At 46.3% G+C, this 20,263-nt stretch carries 19 protein-coding genes; 9 read left to right on the top strand and 10 right to left on the bottom strand.

Annotated features, from left to right (window positions below; genetic code table 11):
• Positions 1–12: 12 nt before the first annotated feature.
• Complete coding sequence (xseA, locus tag LEPBO_RS0118910; RefSeq protein WP_017289140.1) at positions 13–1,272, bottom strand: exodeoxyribonuclease VII large subunit; 1,260 nt, start codon at positions 1,270–1,272, stop codon at positions 13–15.
• 164 nt (positions 1,273–1,436) lie between these two features.
• Between xseA and recA the strand changes: the two genes are divergently transcribed.
• On the top strand, positions 1,437–2,525 hold the full coding sequence (recA, locus tag LEPBO_RS0118905; RefSeq protein WP_017289139.1) for a recombinase RecA: 1,089 nt from the start codon (positions 1,437–1,439) through the stop codon (positions 2,523–2,525).
• A gap of 130 nt (positions 2,526–2,655) precedes the next feature.
• Here recA and LEPBO_RS37540 read toward each other — a convergent pair whose 3' ends face one another.
• Entirely contained in the window at positions 2,656–4,041 is a 1,386-nt protein-coding gene (locus LEPBO_RS37540; RefSeq protein WP_017289138.1) for an NAD(P)/FAD-dependent oxidoreductase, read from the bottom strand.
• A gap of 271 nt (positions 4,042–4,312) precedes the next feature.
• Here LEPBO_RS37540 and thiL point away from each other — a divergent pair, with 271 nt between their 5' ends.
• Positions 4,313–5,275, top strand: a complete 963-nt coding sequence (thiL, locus tag LEPBO_RS0118895; RefSeq protein WP_017289137.1) for a thiamine-phosphate kinase — start codon at positions 4,313–4,315, stop codon at positions 5,273–5,275.
• Positions 5,276–5,359: 84 nt separating this feature from the next.
• On the opposite strand, the gene LEPBO_RS0118890 is transcribed toward thiL, so the two are convergent.
• From LEPBO_RS0118890 to LEPBO_RS0118875, 4 genes are all read right to left on the bottom strand, one after another.
• Positions 5,360–7,369, bottom strand: a complete 2,010-nt coding sequence (locus LEPBO_RS0118890) for a hybrid sensor histidine kinase/response regulator (RefSeq protein ID WP_026148760.1) — start codon at positions 7,367–7,369, stop codon at positions 5,360–5,362.
• A complete protein-coding gene (locus LEPBO_RS0118885; RefSeq protein WP_017289135.1) occupies positions 7,330–7,752 on the bottom strand; it encodes a response regulator in 423 nt (140 codons plus the stop codon). Before LEPBO_RS0118885 ends, LEPBO_RS0118890 begins: the two co-directional genes overlap by 40 nt.
• Positions 7,715–10,003 carry a sensor histidine kinase gene (locus LEPBO_RS0118880; RefSeq protein ID WP_017289134.1) on the bottom strand — a complete coding sequence of 763 codons (2,289 nt, stop codon included), beginning with the start codon at positions 10,001–10,003 and terminating at the stop codon, positions 7,715–7,717. The genes LEPBO_RS0118885 and LEPBO_RS0118880 overlap by 38 nt, the downstream gene beginning before the upstream one ends.
• Positions 10,004–10,173: 170 nt before the next feature.
• Positions 10,174–10,599, bottom strand: a complete 426-nt coding sequence (locus tag LEPBO_RS0118875) for a response regulator (protein WP_197693253.1) — start codon at positions 10,597–10,599, stop codon at positions 10,174–10,176.
• A 179-nt stretch (positions 10,600–10,778) separates the two neighbouring features.
• On the opposite strand from LEPBO_RS0118875, the gene LEPBO_RS0118870 reads away from it, so the two are divergent.
• Together LEPBO_RS0118870 and LEPBO_RS40175 are read left to right on the top strand one after the other, a co-directional pair.
• The gene (locus tag LEPBO_RS0118870) at positions 10,779–11,306 is read left to right on the top strand and encodes a hypothetical protein (protein WP_017289132.1); all 528 of its coding nucleotides are present in this window, start codon (positions 10,779–10,781) and stop codon (positions 11,304–11,306) included.
• A gap of 62 nt (positions 11,307–11,368) precedes the next feature.
• Positions 11,369–12,028 (top strand): YbaY family lipoprotein, encoded by a 660-nt coding sequence (locus LEPBO_RS40175; RefSeq protein WP_017289131.1) that lies wholly within the window; start codon positions 11,369–11,371, stop codon positions 12,026–12,028.
• A gap of 5 nt (positions 12,029–12,033) precedes the next feature.
• Here LEPBO_RS40175 and LEPBO_RS0118860 read toward each other — a convergent pair whose 3' ends face one another.
• The gene (locus LEPBO_RS0118860; RefSeq protein WP_051077807.1) at positions 12,034–12,957 is read right to left on the bottom strand and encodes an SMP-30/gluconolactonase/LRE family protein; all 924 of its coding nucleotides are present in this window, start codon (positions 12,955–12,957) and stop codon (positions 12,034–12,036) included.
• A gap of 339 nt (positions 12,958–13,296) precedes the next feature.
• On the opposite strand from LEPBO_RS0118860, the gene LEPBO_RS0118855 reads away from it, so the two are divergent.
• The 5 genes from LEPBO_RS0118855 to LEPBO_RS0118835 are packed head-to-tail and all read left to right on the top strand — an operon-like array spanning position 13,297 to position 17,356.
• Positions 13,297–13,740: a PqqD family protein gene (locus LEPBO_RS0118855; RefSeq protein WP_017289129.1), complete on the top strand. Its 444-nt coding sequence runs from the start codon at positions 13,297–13,299 to the stop codon at positions 13,738–13,740.
• 5 nt (positions 13,741–13,745) lie between these two features.
• Positions 13,746–14,798, top strand: a complete 1,053-nt coding sequence (locus LEPBO_RS0118850) for a nucleotidyltransferase family protein (protein ID WP_017289128.1) — start codon at positions 13,746–13,748, stop codon at positions 14,796–14,798.
• 9 nt (positions 14,799–14,807) lie between these two features.
• On the top strand, positions 14,808–15,911 hold the full coding sequence (locus LEPBO_RS0118845) for a phosphoenolpyruvate carboxykinase (ATP) (protein ID WP_017289127.1): 1,104 nt from the start codon (positions 14,808–14,810) through the stop codon (positions 15,909–15,911).
• A gap of 13 nt (positions 15,912–15,924) precedes the next feature.
• The gene (locus LEPBO_RS0118840) at positions 15,925–16,641 is read left to right on the top strand and encodes an FkbM family methyltransferase (RefSeq protein WP_017289126.1); all 717 of its coding nucleotides are present in this window, start codon (positions 15,925–15,927) and stop codon (positions 16,639–16,641) included.
• 19 nt (positions 16,642–16,660) lie between these two features.
• Positions 16,661–17,356 (top strand): glycosyltransferase family 2 protein, encoded by a 696-nt coding sequence (locus LEPBO_RS0118835; RefSeq protein ID WP_017289125.1) that lies wholly within the window; start codon positions 16,661–16,663, stop codon positions 17,354–17,356.
• Here LEPBO_RS0118835 and LEPBO_RS0118830 read toward each other — a convergent pair.
• Genes LEPBO_RS0118830 through LEPBO_RS0118820 form a run of 3 tightly spaced genes read right to left on the bottom strand, consistent with a single transcriptional unit; the run spans position 17,353 to position 20,262 of the window.
• Positions 17,353–18,117, bottom strand: coding sequence for an NAD-dependent epimerase/dehydratase family protein (locus LEPBO_RS0118830; RefSeq protein WP_017289124.1), 765 nt, complete (start codon positions 18,115–18,117; stop codon positions 17,353–17,355). The two genes, LEPBO_RS0118835 and LEPBO_RS0118830, sit on opposite strands and share 4 nt — an antisense overlap.
• A 2-nt stretch (positions 18,118–18,119) precedes the next feature.
• Positions 18,120–18,836 (bottom strand): glycosyltransferase family 2 protein, encoded by a 717-nt coding sequence (locus LEPBO_RS0118825; RefSeq protein WP_017289123.1) that lies wholly within the window; start codon positions 18,834–18,836, stop codon positions 18,120–18,122.
• Positions 18,837–18,852: 16 nt separating this feature from the next.
• Positions 18,853–20,262, bottom strand: a complete 1,410-nt coding sequence (locus LEPBO_RS0118820; protein WP_017289122.1) for a tetratricopeptide repeat protein — start codon at positions 20,260–20,262, stop codon at positions 18,853–18,855.
• Position 20,263: the final 1 nt, after the last annotated feature.

Genomic DNA, 20,263 nt, shown 5'->3' with positions numbered 1-20,263 from the left:
GGCTTTCCTTATTTATAGTTGTTCTGGATTCGGTTGGGCTGATGTATTCAATACACTATTGACGTACACCTCAATTTCTCCTTGTCCGAGTTGAATTGTCAAGTTATCTCCAATTTTTACATCTTTGGCAGATCGCACAATTCCTTTCGCAGAACGGACGACCGCATATCCTCGCTGCAAAACGGCTTGCGGATCAAGCGTTGTTAATTTTTCTTGAAGCATCTGACAATGCTGCGATGCGGATTGAAATCGTCTTTGCGTCGAATGAATTAATCGCTGCTGCAACCAGGATACGACTTGCATTTCCTGTTTTAATGCCCGATCGAGCTTCAAGCGAGACATGCGATCGCGCAATCCCACCAATCGATCCTGAGCGATCATCATGTACCTCGCCATGGCTGAGCTTAATGCCTCAGATCGCTCTAAATGAATCTCATACAAATCCGCCAAACAAGGCACTGCCTGTTCTGCCGCCGCAGTTGGCGTATGTGCAAAAACATCGGCTGCTAAATCCGCCAACGACTCGTCTCTTTGATGTCCGATGCCCGCAATTACTGGAATTGAGCAGTTTGCGATCGCTCTCACCACATTTTCGTCATTAAAACAAGCCATATCTTCGATCGCACCGCCTCCTCGTGATAGAATTAGTACATCCGCTCTGCCATCTCGCTCCACTCGCCTGATCGCATTGACGATCGCGCTGGGAGCCTGATCACCTTGCACTAATGCAGGGGAAAACAGCACCCGAAGACCTGGATACCGTCGTTTGAGCGTTCTTTGAATGTCTCCCCAAGCGGCGGCTTGCGGTGAAGTCACCACCGCCACAGTTTGAGGATGAGATGGAATTGGGCGTTTGCGATCGACATCAAACAGCCCTTCTGCTTCTAGACGGTCTTTGAGTTGACGCGATCGCAAAGCACGCAGACCTTCCCCACCCGGAAGTGCCTGCCAGACCACCAACTGATAACTGCCCCGGTGCGGCTGTACATGCACCCGACCGAGCACAATCAACTGTTCTCCCGGCGCTGGGATCGTCGTCAACTTATGCAATTGACTACTCCAAACCACACACTGAATCACCGCCTTGGCCGCTGGATCTTGCAGCGTAAAAAACAAACCGCTGCGATATCGAGTTGCACTCGAAACCTCTCCGGTTAACCAAACCTGACGCAGTTGATCATCCTGCTCGATCAGCGATTGAATGTAAGCCGTTAAATCCGCCACAGATAGGGCGGAATCCGGAACCAATAAATTCGGCAGTTTCGAGGTCATACTCGTTACCCTAGAGAGAGCAATTCCAGATCTCCATGCTACAAATTTTGGGAATAAGATGATAGATCAAAGCGCATCGGGTACAATTGCCCCCTTGATCAAGTTTGGATTCATTCCCTCCCGTTTGCCCCACATATTTTTCACACCTACTTTCTGAGGCGCTAATGGCAAGTAAAACAACAACAACAGAAACGACCGATAAGCAAAAAGCCCTAAATCTCGTGCTCACCCAGATCGAGCGCAACTTCGGGAAAGGCAGTATTATGCGCCTAGGCGATGCCACCCGGATGAAAGTAGAAACGATTCCAACGGGAGCCTTGACGCTGGATTTGGCGCTCGGTGGCGGCTTGCCGAAAGGTCGAGTGATCGAGATTTACGGCCCTGAAAGTTCGGGTAAAACGACGCTGGCGCTTCATGCAGTTGCAGAAGTGCAAAAGTCGGGTGGGATTGCAGCCTATGTCGATGCTGAACACGCGCTTGATCCGAGCTACTCAGCAGCTTTGGGTGTCGATATTGCAAATCTCTTGATTTCTCAGCCAGATACGGGTGAATCGGCATTGGAAATCGTGGATCAGCTTGTACGATCGACTGCCGTTGATGTGGTCGTCGTGGACTCGGTTGCAGCGTTGGTTCCTCGGGCTGAAATTGAAGGCGAGATGGGTGATTCGCACATGGGTCTGCAAGCCCGTTTGATGAGCCAAGCCTTACGGAAAATCACCGGAAACATCGGCAAATCGGGCTGTACGGTGATTTTTATTAACCAGTTGCGGCAAAAGATTGGCGTGACCTACGGTAGCCCAGAAACGACCACAGGTGGTCAAGCTCTGAAGTACTACGCTTCGGTACGACTGGATATTCGTCGAATTCAAACACTGAAGAAGGGAACCGAAGAGTTTGGAACCCGTGCGAAAGTGAAGGTGGCAAAAAACAAGGTTGCGCCTCCGTTCCGAATTGCAGAATTTGACATCATTTTTGGTAAGGGAATCTCTACGCTTGGATGTTTGGTCGATTTGGCGGAAGAGACCAATGTGATTGTCCGTAAAGGCGCATGGTATAGCTACAAGGGCGAGAATATCAGTCAAGGTCGAGATAATGCCATTAAGTATCTCGAAGAGCGTCCAGAGATTGCCAAAGAAGTTGAAGTGCAGGTGCGTGAAAAGCTAGAGATGGGCGCGCAGGTGTCAGCGAATTCAGTGGGTCAAGTGGATGAGCACGAGCTAATGGATGATGACGAAACCCTAGATGAAGAATAGGAATTTGGGCGATCGAGCCTAAAAGAGTGGTTGAAAAGTATCGACAGTTTCTTCGCTCCAGTCTATCTCGCCCCGGAATGGAATTCCAGGGCGGGTAGAGGCGACGAATGATCCTTTTATCAAACATCCCCTAAGCATTATTAGAGACAGTTGAAGGTTCAATTGTCTCTTTTTTATTTGTTTCTCTCGCTGCTGTTGATCGCAGTGCTTGTCCTAGCACTTGAATTGCAATCCCTGGTTGAAACAGACTTGAAGCAGGTTTAAGCATGTGCATGACTTCTAAGAACGCTTGATAAATCTCTTTTTTCTGCGTCATCAATTGACCGAGATGATCGAAATACAGATCGAGCAATCGATTCAGTCCTTGGGACTTTAGCCCTTCAGCACTGCTGTAGCGATAATCCTGATTAATCGCAAACGTCCAAGGCTGATTTTGTACCTTCGCGACCTCTTTTTGAATTTTTCGAGCCAGACCTTTTAGTGAACTCGATCGATGTTGTGTGAAACACCGATCCAAAGTTTGGGCGCTGAGCGCTGCAACCGTCATACCCTGTCCATAAATTGGATTAAACGTACAGGCTGCATGTCCGAGCACGACGAAATTCTCAGGTTGGTGCTGCATTTTCTCATACCGTCGCAATCGATTTTCAGTTTTCCGAAACCCGTAAATTGGCGTTAAGGGTTCTGCCTCTTTGATTGCCTCATAGATCTCAGGACTGACCAAGGTTTTTGCAAACTTTAGAAACTCTGCTTCAGTCGTCGGCGGATAATCTCGTTCTGCTCCAGACAGTCCGACTGACCAGCGATCGCCTTCGATCGGGAAAAGTATGCCCCCTCTCGTTGCACCTTGAGGCGAACAGGCAATAAAGATGCCTTTCCAATCGGCTCGAACGCCCGCGGGCAGCCGATAGATGCGACTCGAATATCCAATAAAGGCATTGACAAACATTTCTGCTGGAGGTTCATATCCTAAAGCTTTGAGCCATTGCGGCGTTTTGGAAGTTTGTCCACTCGCATCTACAATCCAATCTGCATAGAGAGATTGGTCTTGAATTTTAACGCCAGCAATTCCTTGTCCGTCTTTAGTTGCAATCAGTCCTGTGACCTGAGATTCTGGCAGAAATTGTACATTTTCGACTTGCTCTAATCGTTGTCGAATTGTCCAATCCAGTAAATCTCGGCTCATTGAGATTTGGACTAAGTTCGATTCGTACCGGGGGAGCCACCCAAACGCACTAAACAATGCCACATCGCCTGAAGGATTTAAGGATACTGCGCCAGCTTGAATCAACTGATCGCGTAGTCCTGGAAACAATGCTTCGAGAATTAACTGTCCGCGCATTAACAGAACGTGTAAGTGCCGAGATTGAGGCATACCATTTCGGGGCTGAGGTGCATCGGGAAACCGATCTCGTTCCACGATCGTCACTTGCTCGAAGTGATTTGCTAAAACCCTGCCTGCTAACAATCCTGCCATTCCACTGCCAATCACGATCGCATGTTGAAATCTGCTCATTTTAGAACTCCAGCCTTATTTTTAGCGATCTGCGTATATGTCGTTTTTCACCGGGATAGAATTAATTCTAAAAGTACAGAGGAGCGATCGTGTCAGATCACATTGGTTTTCTAGAAAATTGGCAGGATGCTTTAGTGTTTTGGTCTTTCGTTGCGGTGACAGTGTTTGTAACTTGGCGGATTCTCGTGAGTAAGCCGAGAGATTAGGACTGACAAAGGCGTTTGCGATCGTGAGTTCTTTGATATCATCATCGCGGGATTAATTCGACACTATGACGCTTACCGTTCAAGATATTGGCGAACAAGGATTATTAAAACGAGTTCAAGCTTTTTGTCCTCGTGCGGTCGTGGGAGATGATGCTGCGGTTCTGCCGACTGAACCTGGAAAATCGATTGTGATTACTTCCGATGTTTTAGTCGATGGCGTGCATTTTAGCGATCGTACGACGCCGCCCGAAGCCGCAGGTTGGAGAGCGATCGCGGCAAATCTCTCTGATTTGGCTGCAATGGGAGCTTCACCGCTCGGCATAACGGTTGGATTAGGTCTCCCAAAAACAACCCCCGTAGAATGGGTGGAAAAGCTTTATCAAGGTATGGCGGATTGTCTGAATCAATACGGGGGAGCCTTGGTCGGTGGAGATTTATGTCGATCGCCTGTGATTACGGTTGCGATTACTGCATTTGGTCAGGTTGATCCGAATCGTGTGATTCAGCGATCGACCGCTCAGCCCGGAGATGCCATCTTTGTGACCGGATTTCATGGGTCGTCCCGTGCAGGATTAGAAATGCTCTTACATTCTGACCCTGCACCAGAGAGAGCCTCATTAATTCGCGCACATCAATATCCAATTCCGCGATTTGATATTCCTCAACTGACGAGCCGCGTGTCTGGAATGGATAGTAGTGATGGCTTAGCAGATGCAGTCCTACAAATCTGTCGGATGAGTGGAGTCGGAGCAAAGCTCGATCGAGCTTTAATCCCAATTGATCCAGCTTTGAAACAGTGGGTTACTCCTGAAAAAGCAATGGAATGGGCATTGTACGGCGGTGAGGATTTTCAGCTTGTTTTATGTTTGCCACAAGAAGAAGCGAAGCTTTGGGTCGAGCAAGTAAGCGGCTCAGCGATCGTGGGTCAAATTACTTCTGATTTAGCAGTGCGATTGATTGATAGTTCCGGGGAATTTAGCGATCGCACTTTGAGCTTGGACCAAGGATTTCAACATTTCCAAAAGTAAGCGATTAACAAGAGTAGGGAGCTAGCAAAGAAACAACTCCCCACTCCCTACTCCCACCTAATTCAGCACTACTCTAGCTTCGGACTACACCAAAAACGACAATTGCTGTTGTTGTTGAGCGAGTACTTTCAGCAGATCTTGAGTCGTAAATGGTTTTTGTAAGAATCCTTGAAAGCCACGTCTTTCAGCTTGAGTCACAATTTCAGTGGATGCAAGTCCGCTCATCGCGATCGCATAAATTTCTCCGTTCACTCGCCGTAGTAAAGGTAACGTTGCCCATCCATCTAATGTCGGCATCATCAGATCCATGATCACAGTTTGAATCTCTGAATGTTCGGTCAACAGTGAGATCGCTTCTGTCCCCCCTTTTGCGACAACAACCTGATACTCATGAGCCAATAGCATCGCTTGTAAAGTATCACAGACTGCCTGCTCATCATCCACGACTAGTACCCAAGCTTGCTGACCTGATAGAGACTGTAGTGTCTCCTCTGAAGGACACTCTTTTGAGCAATCCGCAGGCAGATAAATTTTGAACTGACTCCCTTGATTAAACTGACTTTGAACATCAACAAATCCATGATGGCTTCTAACAATGCCTAGTAAAGCAGAAAGTCCTAAACCTGTACCTTTTCCGATCTCTTTCGTCGTGAAGAATGGATCAAAGATCCGATTGAGATTTTCTGGCGAAATGCCCGTTCCGGTATCTGTGACAGTGATGACCACATAAGAACCCACGTGAGCATCAAGATGTAACCGCGCGATCGCATGATCAATTTCAATGTTCTCAGCCTGCAGCGTTAGAGTTCCACCTTCAGGCATGGCATCCCGCGCATTCACACAGAGATTCATTAGAATCTGATGGATCTGGGTTGCATCACCTGTAATCGTGCAAAGGTCAGAAGCAATATTGGTATGAATGTCGATCGATTTAGGTAAAGTCTGCTGAATGATTTGCTGCACCTCACGCAGAACATGACTCAATTGCAAACTGACGCGATGTCCTTCGACTCCTCTTGCAAACGAGAGAATTTGCTTCACCAAGTCCGCGCCGCGCCGCGCGCTCGTTTCAGCCGTCTTTAAGAGGTAGCGATTGCGATCGTCGAGATTGGGAAGCTTCAGCGGCAGAATCTGAGTGACTGCCAAAATGGGCGTGAGAATATTGTTGAGATCATGCGCCACTCCACCTGCTAGAGTACCTAAACTTTCGAGTCTTTGTGCTCTGAGAAATTGGGCTTCGAGCTGCTTTTTCTCGGTAATGTCCATTTGAATGCCAAGCATTCGCAGCGGTTGAGCCACAAGGCTACTTTGTACCGCAATCCAGCGCAGACTTCCGTCAGGGTGCAGAATTCGGAATTCAGTATCGAGAGCTTGCTGATCTTCAATCTCAATCTTAGTTCGATCGTCAGGATGAAGTAGCTCAATCCAATGCTCATAGCTCCCAGCAAAACTTCCCGGAGCTAGACCATAAAGTGCTTCAGCCTCGGCTGTCCAATTAATCTCGTTCGTTTGTAGATTCCATTCAAAGGTTCCAGTTTTCGCAGCTTTTTGAGCGAGTTCTAATCGGGCTTGGATTTTTTGACATCTTTCAATCTCTTGCTTGAGTTCTGCGGTACGTTCTTGAACGCGTTGCTCTAAGATTTCATTTGCCTCCCGCAATGCTTCTGCGGCTTGTTTTCGCTCGATCGCATATCGCATCGAGCGAATCAATGTATCCGGATTGAGTTGACGCTTCATCAAATAGTCCTGAGCGCCATGTCGAACTGCATTGATTGCTAGATCATCATCATTGGTATTCGTCAGAACAACGATCGCAACACTGGGAAACTGAGAGGTTAAGTTACTCACAGAATCGAGTCCAGTGCTATCAGGTAAAGTCAAATCAAGTAAAACGATATCAAAATGAGTCGATTTTAACTGTGCGATCGCATCTGACATGCGCTGTACTGGGACAAGCTCAAATCGAGTCAGAATCGTGCTTTTGAGAATTTCTTGGAGCAGGCGCACTTCTGGAGCACTATCCTCTACAAGCAGCACCTGCACAGAAGGCTTCTCTAACCAGTTCTGATAGGTAATGTCGCAGTCTCTAACCAAAATTCCTCAATCCCCTGAATAATCTTAAATAGTTGGGGTAAATTTCGAGATTTAGCAATGTAGCAATTGACATGCAAATCGTAGCTTTTATGAATGTCTTCTTCATTGCGCGAAGTGGTCAGAACAACCACGGGAATATGCTTGAGCAAAGGATCAGCTTTGATCTCTGCTAGCACTTCCCGCCCATCTTTTTTTGGTAAGTTCAGATCCAACAGAATCAAATCCGGGTAAGGATCTTGAGCCTGAAGGATCTGCATCGCTTCCATGCCATCGCGAGCAACAATCACATCACATTCTGTCGCTGTGCTTTTCAGCGCTTCTTGGATGAGCCGAATGTCGCCTCGATTATCTTCGATGAGAAAGATGCGTTTTCTTTCCGGCATCTCGTCCTCCGACGGGAATGGTGAAGTAGAAGGTTGCGCCTTGATTGACATTGGATTCGACCCAAATCCGACCTCGATGGCATTCGACAATCTTCTTACAGATTGCGAGTCCCATTCCAGAGCCAGGATATTCATCGCGGGTGTGCAAGCGTTGGAAGATCACAAAGATGCGATCGCTAAATTGCGGATCGATGCCAATGCCATTGTCGCGCACTGAGAACAGCCAAGTATCTTCTTGCCGTTGCGCGCCGATATGAACCTTCGGTGGTTCTGTGCCTCTAAATTTAATCGCATTCCCAATGAGATTCTGGAAGAGCTGCATCAACTGAGTTCCATCTGCCACAATTTGAGGCATCGGATCATACGTTACAGTCGCTTCCGTCTCGGCAATGCGTCCTCTGAGGTTACTGAGTGCATGAGTCAGCGCCGCTTCAGAATGAGTCAGTTGCCATTCAATGCCTTTGAGATCAACCTTCGAGTAAACCAAGACATCATCAATCAACGTCTGCATTAAGCTCACGCCTTCGACAGCAAAATCGATGAACTCAGTGGCATCTTGATCTAGCGCATCGTGGTAGCGCATTTCGAGAAGCTGCACATAGTTCGCGACTTGATTGAGTGGCTCTTGCAAGTCATGCGAAGCAACATAGGCGAACTTCTTCAATTCAGCATTCGATCGCTCTAAATCCTGAGCTAGGAGTGCGAGTTCTTCAGCTTGCTTGAGGACAATGTTGACGATCGCTTTTCGCAATTCCAATGTAGCTTGAATCTCGACAGGCTTCCATGACAAGGAATTGAGCCGTACTGTCTCTTTCCAAAGTTCAAAGGATTTACGGGGGCATAAACGACGATCGTCTCCGGATTCTTTAAGCTCATACGCATGATTTGGATCGCCTCCCCAGTTCACAGTTTGAATCACTTCTGGACGGAACCAGAGGACATAGCTCCGCTTAGAAATTGGAATCGCGAGTAATCCACTCGCCACATGCTTAAATCGCTCCGCATCAGAGTAAATCAGCGGCAGAGATTGAGTGTAAAACACCTCGTCATCATTGTTCTTCGCAAGCCATTGAACCAGATAATTCAGTTCTTCTTCAGAGGGGGTTTGCCCTAAAGTCGTCCAGCGTCCACCAAAACAAATTGCTGCACCTGTTGCATCTGCGAGATCGAGTAAATTCGGCTCGGATTGTGTCAGACCCTCAATAAAGTTACTTGCTTCAGACATCGCTTCAACCAAGGCAGATTGTACCTGTGCAAGGCGCATTCGATAGGTATAGTCTGCCGTTTCTTCGCGAGTCGAGATTTCTGCAAAGATCACACGCCCTAAAAATTCGCAGGCTTTCCGCAATTCATACGGCACAGGTTTGGGAGTGCGATGATGACAAGCAATCAAGCCCCAAAGCTTTTGGTCTTTCATCAAGGAGATGGTCAACGATGCTCCAACTCCCATATTGTGCAGATATTCAGTGTGGCACGCGTAAGGACTGCGAAGAATGGACAGGGTTAAATCGGTTGGCTGGTAGGTCAGTGGATTATTTGCCGGATAGAGGGCAACAGGTTCGGCGTGAGCATCTGGAATCACGCGAATCCAGTTAGACAAGAACATTTTCCGAGCGGGTTGCGGGATATCGGATTCAGGGAAATGTAGCCCAAAGTAGGATTCAAGTTCTGCAATTTTTTCTTCTGCAACCACTTCGCCATGTCCATCATGGTCAAAGCGATAAAGCATCACTCGATCGAATCCGGTGACTTTGCGAACTTCGCGGACAATAATTTGACAAAAATCCTGAAGATTAGACGTTGCTTCGAGCTGGCTAATCGAAGCTTTTGCAAGATGATAAAAGCTCAGAAATGGAATGTTTTCCTCTGTCAAAGCAGGTTCTAACTCTAGAACTAAAAAGCCGTCTGCGCTGCGATGGAATACAGCATCAAATACAGCATAGTCATCGCCATTTCGTTTGATCCAAATTCTCGTTGGATTAATAAAGTCAAGATTGTCTGCGGATAATCCGGCTCGGATTCGTTCAACTTGGAAAGAGTCGAGAATTTCATCGATCGCTTTTCCGAGCAATGATTCAGCATCCATTTTTAACAGAGAAGTCGTATTGCGGCTTGCCTGCAAAATAATTAACTCTGGCTCCTTTAACACGAGCAGGATGCCATGAGGTTGAACCTGGGTAAGGCGATGAATGGAAGGTTGCTTCAAGCTGATTAAACTGCTTGATTGAGTATCTAAATTTAAGTCAGTCATAATCTTTTCCTGCCTCTGTGAATTGCCACATCTACCCCTACGTTCCACGTCCGAGCATAGCGCAGGAATTTCAGCAAGATCGTTAATTAAAATCGCCAGTTTTTTTAATTAGATTTCTGAGCTTATAAAATTTAGGACTCTGCAATCAAAGCACAAACAATCCTGAGCGCTCACTCTCCTGGTAAGGTTACAATTCCTAACCAAAAATCTTTAATTCGCTGAATAATTTCAGTCAATCGATCGCGTTCCGAAGATTCGATCACATAGCTATTGCCTTGCAAAACATAGCTTTGAAAGATGTCTTCTTTCTTCTCAGAAAAGGTCAGCACGATCACGGGTATTCTTCTAAACTGCGGATCGGATTTGAGTTCTTTCAAGACTTCATGACCTGTTTTTCCAGGCAAGTCCAAATCCAGCAAAATTAAGTCAGGGCGAGGAGCATTTTCGTAAATGCCTCGGCGATACAAGAAATCGATCGCGCTTGCACCATCGGCGATCGCTTCGACTCGACAAGGAACTTCATCCTGTTGAAAGACATTTTGAATCAGGATCGCCTGCTCTGGGTTTTCTTCTAGCACTAAAATCAAGCGTTCCAACAGATCTTCCTCCAAGGCTGTGTGATCACTTTTAGTATGAAAAGTGCGATCGACGAAAAACTCTCTTGATTTTGTTAATCTTTCAGTCTCGACCTGATTTGTCGAAATCACTCGAAAAAATTGAGGAATGATGGCTTTAGGCTTGAAGCAGAAACTAAGCTCCTTCAGAAATTTTGATTATGCTGACTCATTCTCGATCGCTATTTACAATTCTTCTCCTCACAACGACGTTCGTTGCAGTTCCACTCGCTTCAGTTTCTCTCGCGGCTCCAGTGCAACCACCACCAAAAGAGATGTCAATGGCTCGCATGGGTCTTGCAGGCATCAAACTGGGTATGAAAGCGTCTCAGGTTGAACGCAAACTCGGCAAGCCACCCCAAATGGCATCTCAAGCTTCAACCTGTTGTGGAACCTTGCTCTACTGGAAATATCCAGAACTGGAAGTGCATTTTGAAGTCCCAATGGGCGTTCGTCAAGAACCGAATGCTACAGTTTATTCGATTACAACGCGTAGTTCAAAGTTCGCAACATTAGAAGGAGTGCGCGTCGGCGATCGCCGAAACAAAGTCTTACGAATTTACGGAACGCCCAGTGCCGACGAAGACAATGCAGTGTTTTATGCCAACGATCAGTACGCTTCGTCCTTAGTGTTTCGATTTGAAAACGATCGCGTAGTGGAGATCAGCGCCGCCTCACAGTTAAATTAACTTTGCTTGGAACTATTGTGATGAAGAGTATTCATCAATCAATATCATTCACCTTTAGGACAATGAAATTTTTTAACCAGGGTATAGGACTTGCAACATTTTTGTTCCTCACAACAGCGATCGCGGCTCAAGCACAACAGCCTGCACAAGCTCGGATCTATGAGTTTCAGTGTCGCGAGGGCAAGCAGTTTCGAGCAAGATTTATTGGCAATCGTGCGATCGTGACTTTCGAGAATCAATCTCTGAACCTGCGCCAAGTTCGCACAGGTTCTGGAATTCGATATCAAGCTGGCAAGTACACCTTTTCTGGCAAAGGAGATCAAGCTGAACTGACGCACAACAATCGACCATTTTATCAAGCTTGCACCGGAACAATGATCTCTCCAGCCTCTACAACCGTCTCTGGCAACGTCACTTATCGAGAGCGGATTGCTTTGCCGCCTGATGCGATCGTACAAGTCACTTTAGAATCGGTTGACGCACCAATCGAAGTTCTTGCAGAACAAACTGTCGAAACGAAAGGCAAACAAGTCCCGATCCCGTTTTCGCTCAATTACAATACTTCTAGCATTCGTGAAGACATATCTTATGTCATTCGTGCCCGGATTTTAGTCGATCAGCAGCTGCGTTTTGCTGGAGATGTCGCTTACCCAACTACACCGCATCAGAAGCCTGAAAAAGTTGAAGTAATTGTCCGTTCAGTAACGCCCACTCCAAGATAGGTAACTTAAGGAACTGGAATCCCTGGAATATTCACACGAATCCGATATACAGAGCTACAAGCCGTAACATAGAGGCTGCACCAATCAGCATCACCCCAAGCACAGTTAGAAGGCTGCTCTGGAAATACGATCGTGCCCAGATGAGTTCCATCCGGTTCAAACACCCAAACTCCCCCAGGTCCAGTCGCATAGAGATGCCCGGCTTGGTCAACCTTCATGCCATCCGGATTCCCAGATACTCCCGGAGTACTCATCGCGCAAAAAACTCGATCGCCGGTTAGAGAACCATCCGCTTGCACATCAAATGCACGAATATGACAGCGTTCCGACGAATCATCAATATACAGCGTCCTTTCATCTGGAGATAATGCTAAACCATTCGGTGCAATGAAATCTTGAACAACCAGTTTCAGCATTCCATCAATTGATAGATAGTAAACTCCTTGAACAGGTTGTTCTTGCTGCTCAGGTTGAATTCCATAAGGTGGATCAGTAAAGTAGATTGAGCCATCTTGTTTCACAATCACATCATTAGGACTGTTGAGTTTCTGGTTACCAAAGCGATCGCATAACACAGTAATCGTTCCATCTAGCTCTGTCCGCGTCAAACGACGGCTTCCTTCCTCACAAGTGATCAATCGTCTTTGTCGATCGCGCGTCAAGCCATTCGCGTTACCACTAGGCTCCCGAAAAACCGTTAATTGTCCATCTGCAAATTTGTAGATCCGATTAGCAGGAATATCGCTAAATAGTAAACATTGTGAATCTGCAGACCACAGCGGACCTTCTGTAAATTTCAACCCGGATGCAATGCAAGTAACACGAAAATTCTTAGGAAACAGGGTTTTGAACGATTGTGTTGTTGCCTGTAAGCAATTTCCTGGCAAGTATTTTGCGATCTGCTGTTTGATCTTTAATTTTATTGTCATCACTTTAACTGCATGAGGTTTGTACACAGCATTATCAACGATTCGATTCCTAAATTAAAAACTCGTCATAGTTAAAAAAAGGACAAAGCATGTTCCGAGTACTATTTAAAGAAATGTCTTAGAAATGTGCATCAAGAGATTGCATCAGTCTCTGAATATCACAAGATGCCAACAATAAAAGTATCTATACTGCTGATTATGTCTAGCTTTCATAATCGACAATCCACTAGCAGCGTTTGATGAAGTTTTGATGAAGTCTTGATTTTTTTCCCCTGACGCTCGATTGTGACGCTGTAAAAACTGCAACAAGTCACCTGTGTAATTCATATCAGCCTCAAAATGAACATAAGCTTTCAGGTCAATACACCGCAAGTCGTTTGTGAAACGATTGATGGAGAAGTCGTCATTGTTAATTTAGAGAAAGGATACTACTACAGCTTGCTTAAGACAGGCGCAGAAGTTTGGAGTGGTCTTGAGCAAGGCAGCGATCGTCTTCACCTCATTGATCAACTCACGCAAACCTATGCAGCAAGCTACGAGGATATTGCAACAGCCGTCGATGAGTTTCTAGACCATCTAATACGTGAAGAACTGATCTTGAAAGTCGAAGGCACGACGCTTGATTCGCCAAATCCCACCACAACGATTGCACCTTCTGCCTCCAAACCTCAATTTGAAAAACCGATATTGGAAAAGTTCACCGACATGGAAGACTTACTCCTACTCGATCCAATTCATGAAGTCGATGTAGAAGTAGGCTGGCCTAACGCCAAGTCTGCCTAACGCTCATGAACAATTCACCAGAGAAGCACAAAAAACACATCTTCCAGTTTGGATTCTATCGTCTCACTTTCACACAAGAGCTTCTGTTAAAAGCAGCCCTTTTGAAGGGTCAATCTGCACTCACCGCTTGGGAGCAGTGGAAAGCTCGCGTCGATATTGAAACCTTAGACTCAACATCCTTTACACTCCTGCCGCAACTATACCAAACTCTATTGGCGCACGGTGTCGAAGACCCTCACATGGCAAGGCTGAAAGGGATTTATCGGCGCACTTGGTATGCTAATCAACTTCAGATCCGATCGCTTCATACCATTTTGGCAACCTTGGCAGAAGCTGGAATTGATGCGATCGTTCTCGGAGATGCTGCTCTCAATTTTCACGGCAGCAATTTACCTGTCTCCAGCTTCCATTTGCTGCTCCGCCAAGAGCAGCTAGACCCTACCTTCAAGACGCTTACCGCTCTCGATTGGGAAGCCCCTGCACCGACTCCGGGACAGTTGTCAATCCAATTCAAGGCGCAACAGCAGAGCCTCTATATTCAGACGCGTCTATTTTGGGCATTCCCTCAAGATGAGACAGATGAGCAGGTTTGGCGGCGAGCCATCTCGCTTCCTAACGCTGGATTCTTACTCGATCCAACCGATCAGCTTTTAGAAATCTGTGCAAGGACATTCTTGAAGGCAAGAGGACAAACCATTCAGGGTCTCGCAGATGCATTTTTACTGATCCAGAGATTTGGCGACGATCTGGACTGGCAACGATTGATCACTCAAGCACAACGCTATCGTATGATCTTGCCCCTGCGAAATACGCTGACGCTGTTGCACCAAATCCTTGAGTTAGATGTACCGAACTGGGTACTGCCTACGCTGGTGCAGATGCCGCTCCTATCTGAGGAATTGTCCACCTATCAAGTATTAGCAGGAGAGTGGCAACCGTGGCTGAGAGCGCAAAGCTTACCTGTGATGCGACCTTTAGAACAGTATTTATTTCAGCTTCGGCATCGCCCATTTCCAGGTAGACAAATTCTGAAAACGCTTCTTGTTCCCCGATACTAAGTCACTCTTATGCAACTTACTTCAGCTCCACCCGCTTTGAGATTAGAAGAACAGGAACAGCTCGTCTATTTTCAGATGGTTCATGCAGGATTTGAGCGAGCCGCTCAAGCTGTTGGAATCGTGAAGTTCTTCTATCTAATTGGAGGATATACGATTTGTCTACAGTTTGCAGGAGACGGATTAGTTCCCTATCTCACACCTGCACTTGCTCACTTAGGGACTTCACCTGTAGCAGATCCAGATCTCACGATTTGTATTTGGGATAGTGCTTCTACCTCAACGCAATTGCCATTACTGATTGGCAGTCTCATCGAACTGCTTGAGATCAATTGGACGAGCCACTTAGGACCGCGCAAAGAAGTCAAAGGATACGATGGCGATCGCATTCGCTCCAACTTTCACATCGGACCGAACATTCTGAGCGTGCTCGATCGCAAGCAAAATCTTGCCTGTTACTGGATTAAAGATGCCGAAAATATTCCCTACTGGGAAAAGGGTTCACCTCTGCAAATGATTCTAAATTGGTGGACAACCGATCATCACAAGCAATATGTTCATGCTGGAGCAGTTGGCACTCTAGATGGAGGTGTCTTGCTTGCAGGGAAAGGGGGGTCTGGCAAATCTTCTACTGCGCTCGCTTGCATCGATAGTCCACTCGTTTACGCCAGCGATGATTATTGTCTGCTTTCGATGGAGCCGACTCCCTATGTTTATAGTCTCTACAACACTGCCAAACTGAAGGGACAAGAAGATTTAGAGCGATTTCCTCGGTTGGCTCCTTGGGTCAATAATCGCGATCGCCTAGATTCAGAAAAAGCAATGCTCTTTCTGAATCATCACTGCCCTGAAAAAGTCGTCACAGGCTTTCCGATTAAAGCGGTATTAGTTCCACAAGTAACTGGAAAATCAGACACGCATTTGCGCCCGACAACAGCAGCAATGGCATTAAAAGCACTTGCGCCCAGCACAATGTTCCAATTAGCAGGTAGTGGAAAAACGGCATTCCAGATGATGTCTAGCTTAGTCAAGCAAGTTCCTTGCTATGCTCTGGAACTCGGTACGGACGTAGCCCAGATTCCCGCTGTGATTGCGAATTTACTGACATCACTTTAAATGAGGCAGTGAGATGAGAGCTTTGCAGCGAAAAATGATTGATGGGCTGACCCGATTTACACCCGCTCTACTTCCACCCCAGCGACAATACTATAACGAAACGAATAACGATCGTTGGATTGCTGAATATGTGTTTCCAGGCAAGCGAAACGGTTATTTCTTAGAAATCGGAGCCGCGAATGGTAAAGCAGCCAGTAGCTGTTATGTGTTGGAACAAGAGTTCGGATGGACAGGGATTTGTGTTGAACCGAATGACTATTTTTTTGAACAGCTTGTTGACAATCGCCCCAATAGCACTTGTGAGAAAGTTTGCCTCTCAAATCGAGTTGGCAACGTCATCTTCATAGAAGGCAGCGAAGATACGGTAAGCCCCTATCTGAGCGGGATTAAATCTAATCTGGAACAGGTCAAGCATCAGGGAAAAGAAGTGGTTCAAAAAGGCAGATCTGTCGAGAAAGAAGCAACTACTTTGGAAGCTCTGCTGAAGAAACATCAGGCTCCTAACATCATTGACTATGCTGCTTTTGATATTGAGGGCAGCGAGTTAGATGTTTTAGAAGTGTTTCCGTTTGATCAGTATCGATTTTTGGCATTGAGCTTGGAATGCGATCACTCAATTCGAGCATCCCTTTCTCAGTTGCTATCGGCAAATGGATATCGGCAAATCAAAAATCCATTTAATCGAGATAAACCTTGGGAAATCTACTGGTTACATCAAGACAGTTACTAGACCCTAAGCAATACCAATCATGAGCACTTCTCCTTTAGTAAGCGTGATCATCCCCACCTGTAACTACGGAAAATTCATCGCAGCAACGTTGGATAGCGTACGCGCTCAAAGTTACCATCCGCTCGAAACGATCGTGGTCGATGACGGTTCAACGGATCACACGGCTGATGTAGTACGTGCTTATCCAGAAGTGCGTTACTTCTATCAATCGAATCAGGGAGTATCAGTAGCTCGTAATCGCGCGATCGCAGAGGCTCAAGGAGAATTCATTGCGTTCTTAGATGCAGATGATGTCTGGCAGCCCAATAAGCTCAGTATTCAGATTGCCTATATGTTAGAGAATCCGGATGTTGGCATCACCGCAACGAAAATCAAAAATTTTATCGAACCAGGAACTCAGCTCCCATCCTGGTTTCAACCCGAAATTGGGCTTGAAGATCACAAGAGTCCCATTCCTAGTACGCTGGTCGTTCGCAGAACTGTGTTTAGTCAAATTGGGAATTTCTCGCCTGATTATCGTGCCAGTGAAGATCTCGAATGGTTATGTCGAGCCAGAGATGCTCAAATCCCTATCATCACACTTCCTGAAACACTGATTCTCAGACGGCTTCATGGCGCGAATTTGTCCTGGCAAGCATGGCGTGAAAGCGTTCATCGTGCCATCAAAATCCTGAGAGCATCGCTTGCCCGTAAAACACAGCGACTCGCTGATTAAGTCAATTTAAGAGCGGTCAGCAAGCGTTCAGCGTCATCTTGAGGGTCATATCCTAGCAAGGCTTGAGCATTGCTGATATCCCAATAGCGGCGAGTATTGCCGGAAATAGCGTAGAAAATCTGAAAGCCGAGATTATCTTGCTCTAGCGATCGCTGTACCAGTTGAGCCAGATCCCGTGGACTACACCAGACTGCCAGCATGCGATCGTTAGGGCTGTAAAGTTTGGGTTCGGCTACAAAGGCTCCGATGCGAAGGCAAACGATCGACATTTCATATCGATCGACAAAAAATTGCCCTAACGTTTCACCAAATGCCTTGCCAACTGCATACAACGAGTCAGGGCGAACCAGTTGATCAGACGTGATCTGAGGTTCTTGCTTCACTTCTCGCCAGCCAGAAACATGATTCGTGCTGGCATAAATGATTTGCTTGACTCCGGCTTGGCGAGCTGCTTCAAAGACGTTGTATGTGCCACCAATACCGCTCGTATAAACGTCTTGCCAAGGCTGATCAATACGAGGATTGGCTGCAAGATGGATCACAGCATCGACTCCTCGCATTGCCTTAAGCACTGCTCTAAAGTTTTCGATGTTGACCACTTGCATATCTTGCACCTGGGGAATACGTTTACGATCGAGACAACGAAAGTGATAGGTTTCCCCTAGATGTTGCTGCAAGGACATCCCAATCGTTCCGGCTGCTCCCGTCAATAGAACAGTTTTCTGATCCGACTTGGGGCGAGGTTGAAAGAAGTTGCGCATGCTTAGATTTCCTGAGTCGTTTGAGGGAGATTAGACTGCCGCCGTCGATCCAGCATCGTTTTGAGAATATGGAGACGTTGATTCGCGTGCTGACGTTCTGTAATGCCACTGTTCGTCTCGTGCAGCCGCCGGTGATAAACAATGTCGGGCAACATGAGCTGTCTCAACTGTTGTTCGACCGCGCGGGCATACCAACTTATATCGATTCCTGTTTTTAACTCGGTTTCAAACTCACCGACTCGCAGGAATGCCGATCGCTTAATCAGCATCGCGCTGGAAATATAAGCAGCACTCGGCTGCTCCGGACAGCGAATGCGTTGCCGAAACGTTTCGTCTAGCTCTGGACTATAAAACTGTTGAACATAGCCAAACACAGCCTCCAAATTTGGATCAGATGTAAAGGCTTCCATTTGTTGAGATAACTTGTCTGGCATCCAAATATCATCGGAATCAAGAAAGGCTAGAAATTCGCCTTGAGCTAAGCCAATTCCGGTATTTCTAGCAGCGCTGATTCCACCATTTGGTTGATAGTGGTAAACAAGATTTGGGAGATATCGCTGAGCAATCTCTGCACTACGATCGCTCGATCCATCATCAACCACAACTAACTCGATCGCTGGATAAGTCTGAGCGAGAACACTATCAATCGCCTCAGCCAGATAGCGATCGCGATTGTAAACCGGAATAATCACACTAACCAGCGGAAAATTAACAGTCATCAGAATTGTCCTTTCATTAAATCATTCGATAAACTTCACTGTTACAAAAGCTATTCAGGAAGTAATCTGCTGAGAGTTTCTGTCTGGTTTCGCAATGCTTCAGGTAAAGGTGCGTCTCAAGAATTAAGGACGTATCCAACGCTTTTTCTGCGGCTTCTTCTAGAGTGTTGAAGTACATGGGATACTCATCACCCAAGTATTCTTTCACGGACGGGAGTGGATTGACGAGCAGGGGAGTTGCACGAGCGATGCATTCAATAACGGCATTGTTCGCGCTGGCATCATACAAATCGATAAAGGCGATATTGGCAGCTAACAGATCATCGTACTCATCATTAGGGAGATGTCGAAGAACAGTCGTATTTTCTGAGTATGCTTCATCAACATCGATCTTATGAATTCTCGCTTCTTGCTGCATCAGCTTAGTAATGAGATCTTCGGCTACATCAAACAAAAAACCTAGCCTGACTTTCTCATAGCCCAGTGAATTATCTTTATCCAGTGGGAGTCGATAAATCGAGTTCAATTTGCGGAGCCACCATCCAATCTGCACCACCTTTTTACGTGGATTTTGTAAGAATTGATGAAAATCAAACTGTTTTTCAGGAATTTCAGTTGGATGAACTAACACAGAAACAGGCTTGCCTGTCTGCTCTCTTAGCCATTCTGCATGATAGTTCGAGAGGGCAAACAACCCAATGCAATGAGGTAGACTATCTTGCCAGATTTGCTTTTGAAATAGCCTTTGGAGTGAATTGTGATAGTGAAACCAAATGGGAATAGCAGGAGGATTGTGGAAGAACCCAACCCAAGGTTTTTGATAAGGCGTAATTCCTTTTTCTTCTGAAGTTGCGAGATACTGAAACACACCATCAGCTTTCATTTTTGCCAAAATTTGGCGGGATCGCGATCGCGCATTGTGCTGAAATAGAAACTGATTTTCTATACACCCATCAAACAAAACACCATGAGGATTGTGCAACGGACTCAGTGCCTGAACTGCAAAGTTCCAGCCGCTACGATGAAACCCAAAAATTCGTTGTTTTCCAAGACTAATTTTGCCAGTGGTCATGCCTCTGGATATATGTTCTGTCTTGATTACGCTTGAGTTTCCTGCTGAAACAATTTCCGCTTGACTAGAAGAACTCTTACGTTCTGATAAACCCAAACAGTGATAGTAAAACGATAGATCGGTTGCCTCAAAATCTAAGCTCAGCGCTTGCTCGTAGTACTGCAATGCTTCTTCCATCCGACGTTGTTTGAGCATCAAATTGGCTAACTGCTGATAGGCAGGCGCATAGTTCGGATGGAGTCGGATTGTTTCTTGATAGCGCGTCAAGGCTTCTTCCAGATGACCTCGAGCGTGCCAAGCGTTCGCTAACTGGAATTGAGTCAGGGCACTCTCTACATTAGATGACTGTTTCATA

It is taken from the genome of Leptolyngbya boryana PCC 6306 (genome assembly GCF_000353285.1).
Taxonomy (GTDB): Bacteria; Cyanobacteriota; Cyanobacteriia; order Leptolyngbyales; family Leptolyngbyaceae; genus Leptolyngbya; species Leptolyngbya boryana.
The sequence above is the reverse complement of the archived record's forward strand: the minus strand, read 5'-3'. Positions and strand labels throughout refer to the sequence as shown.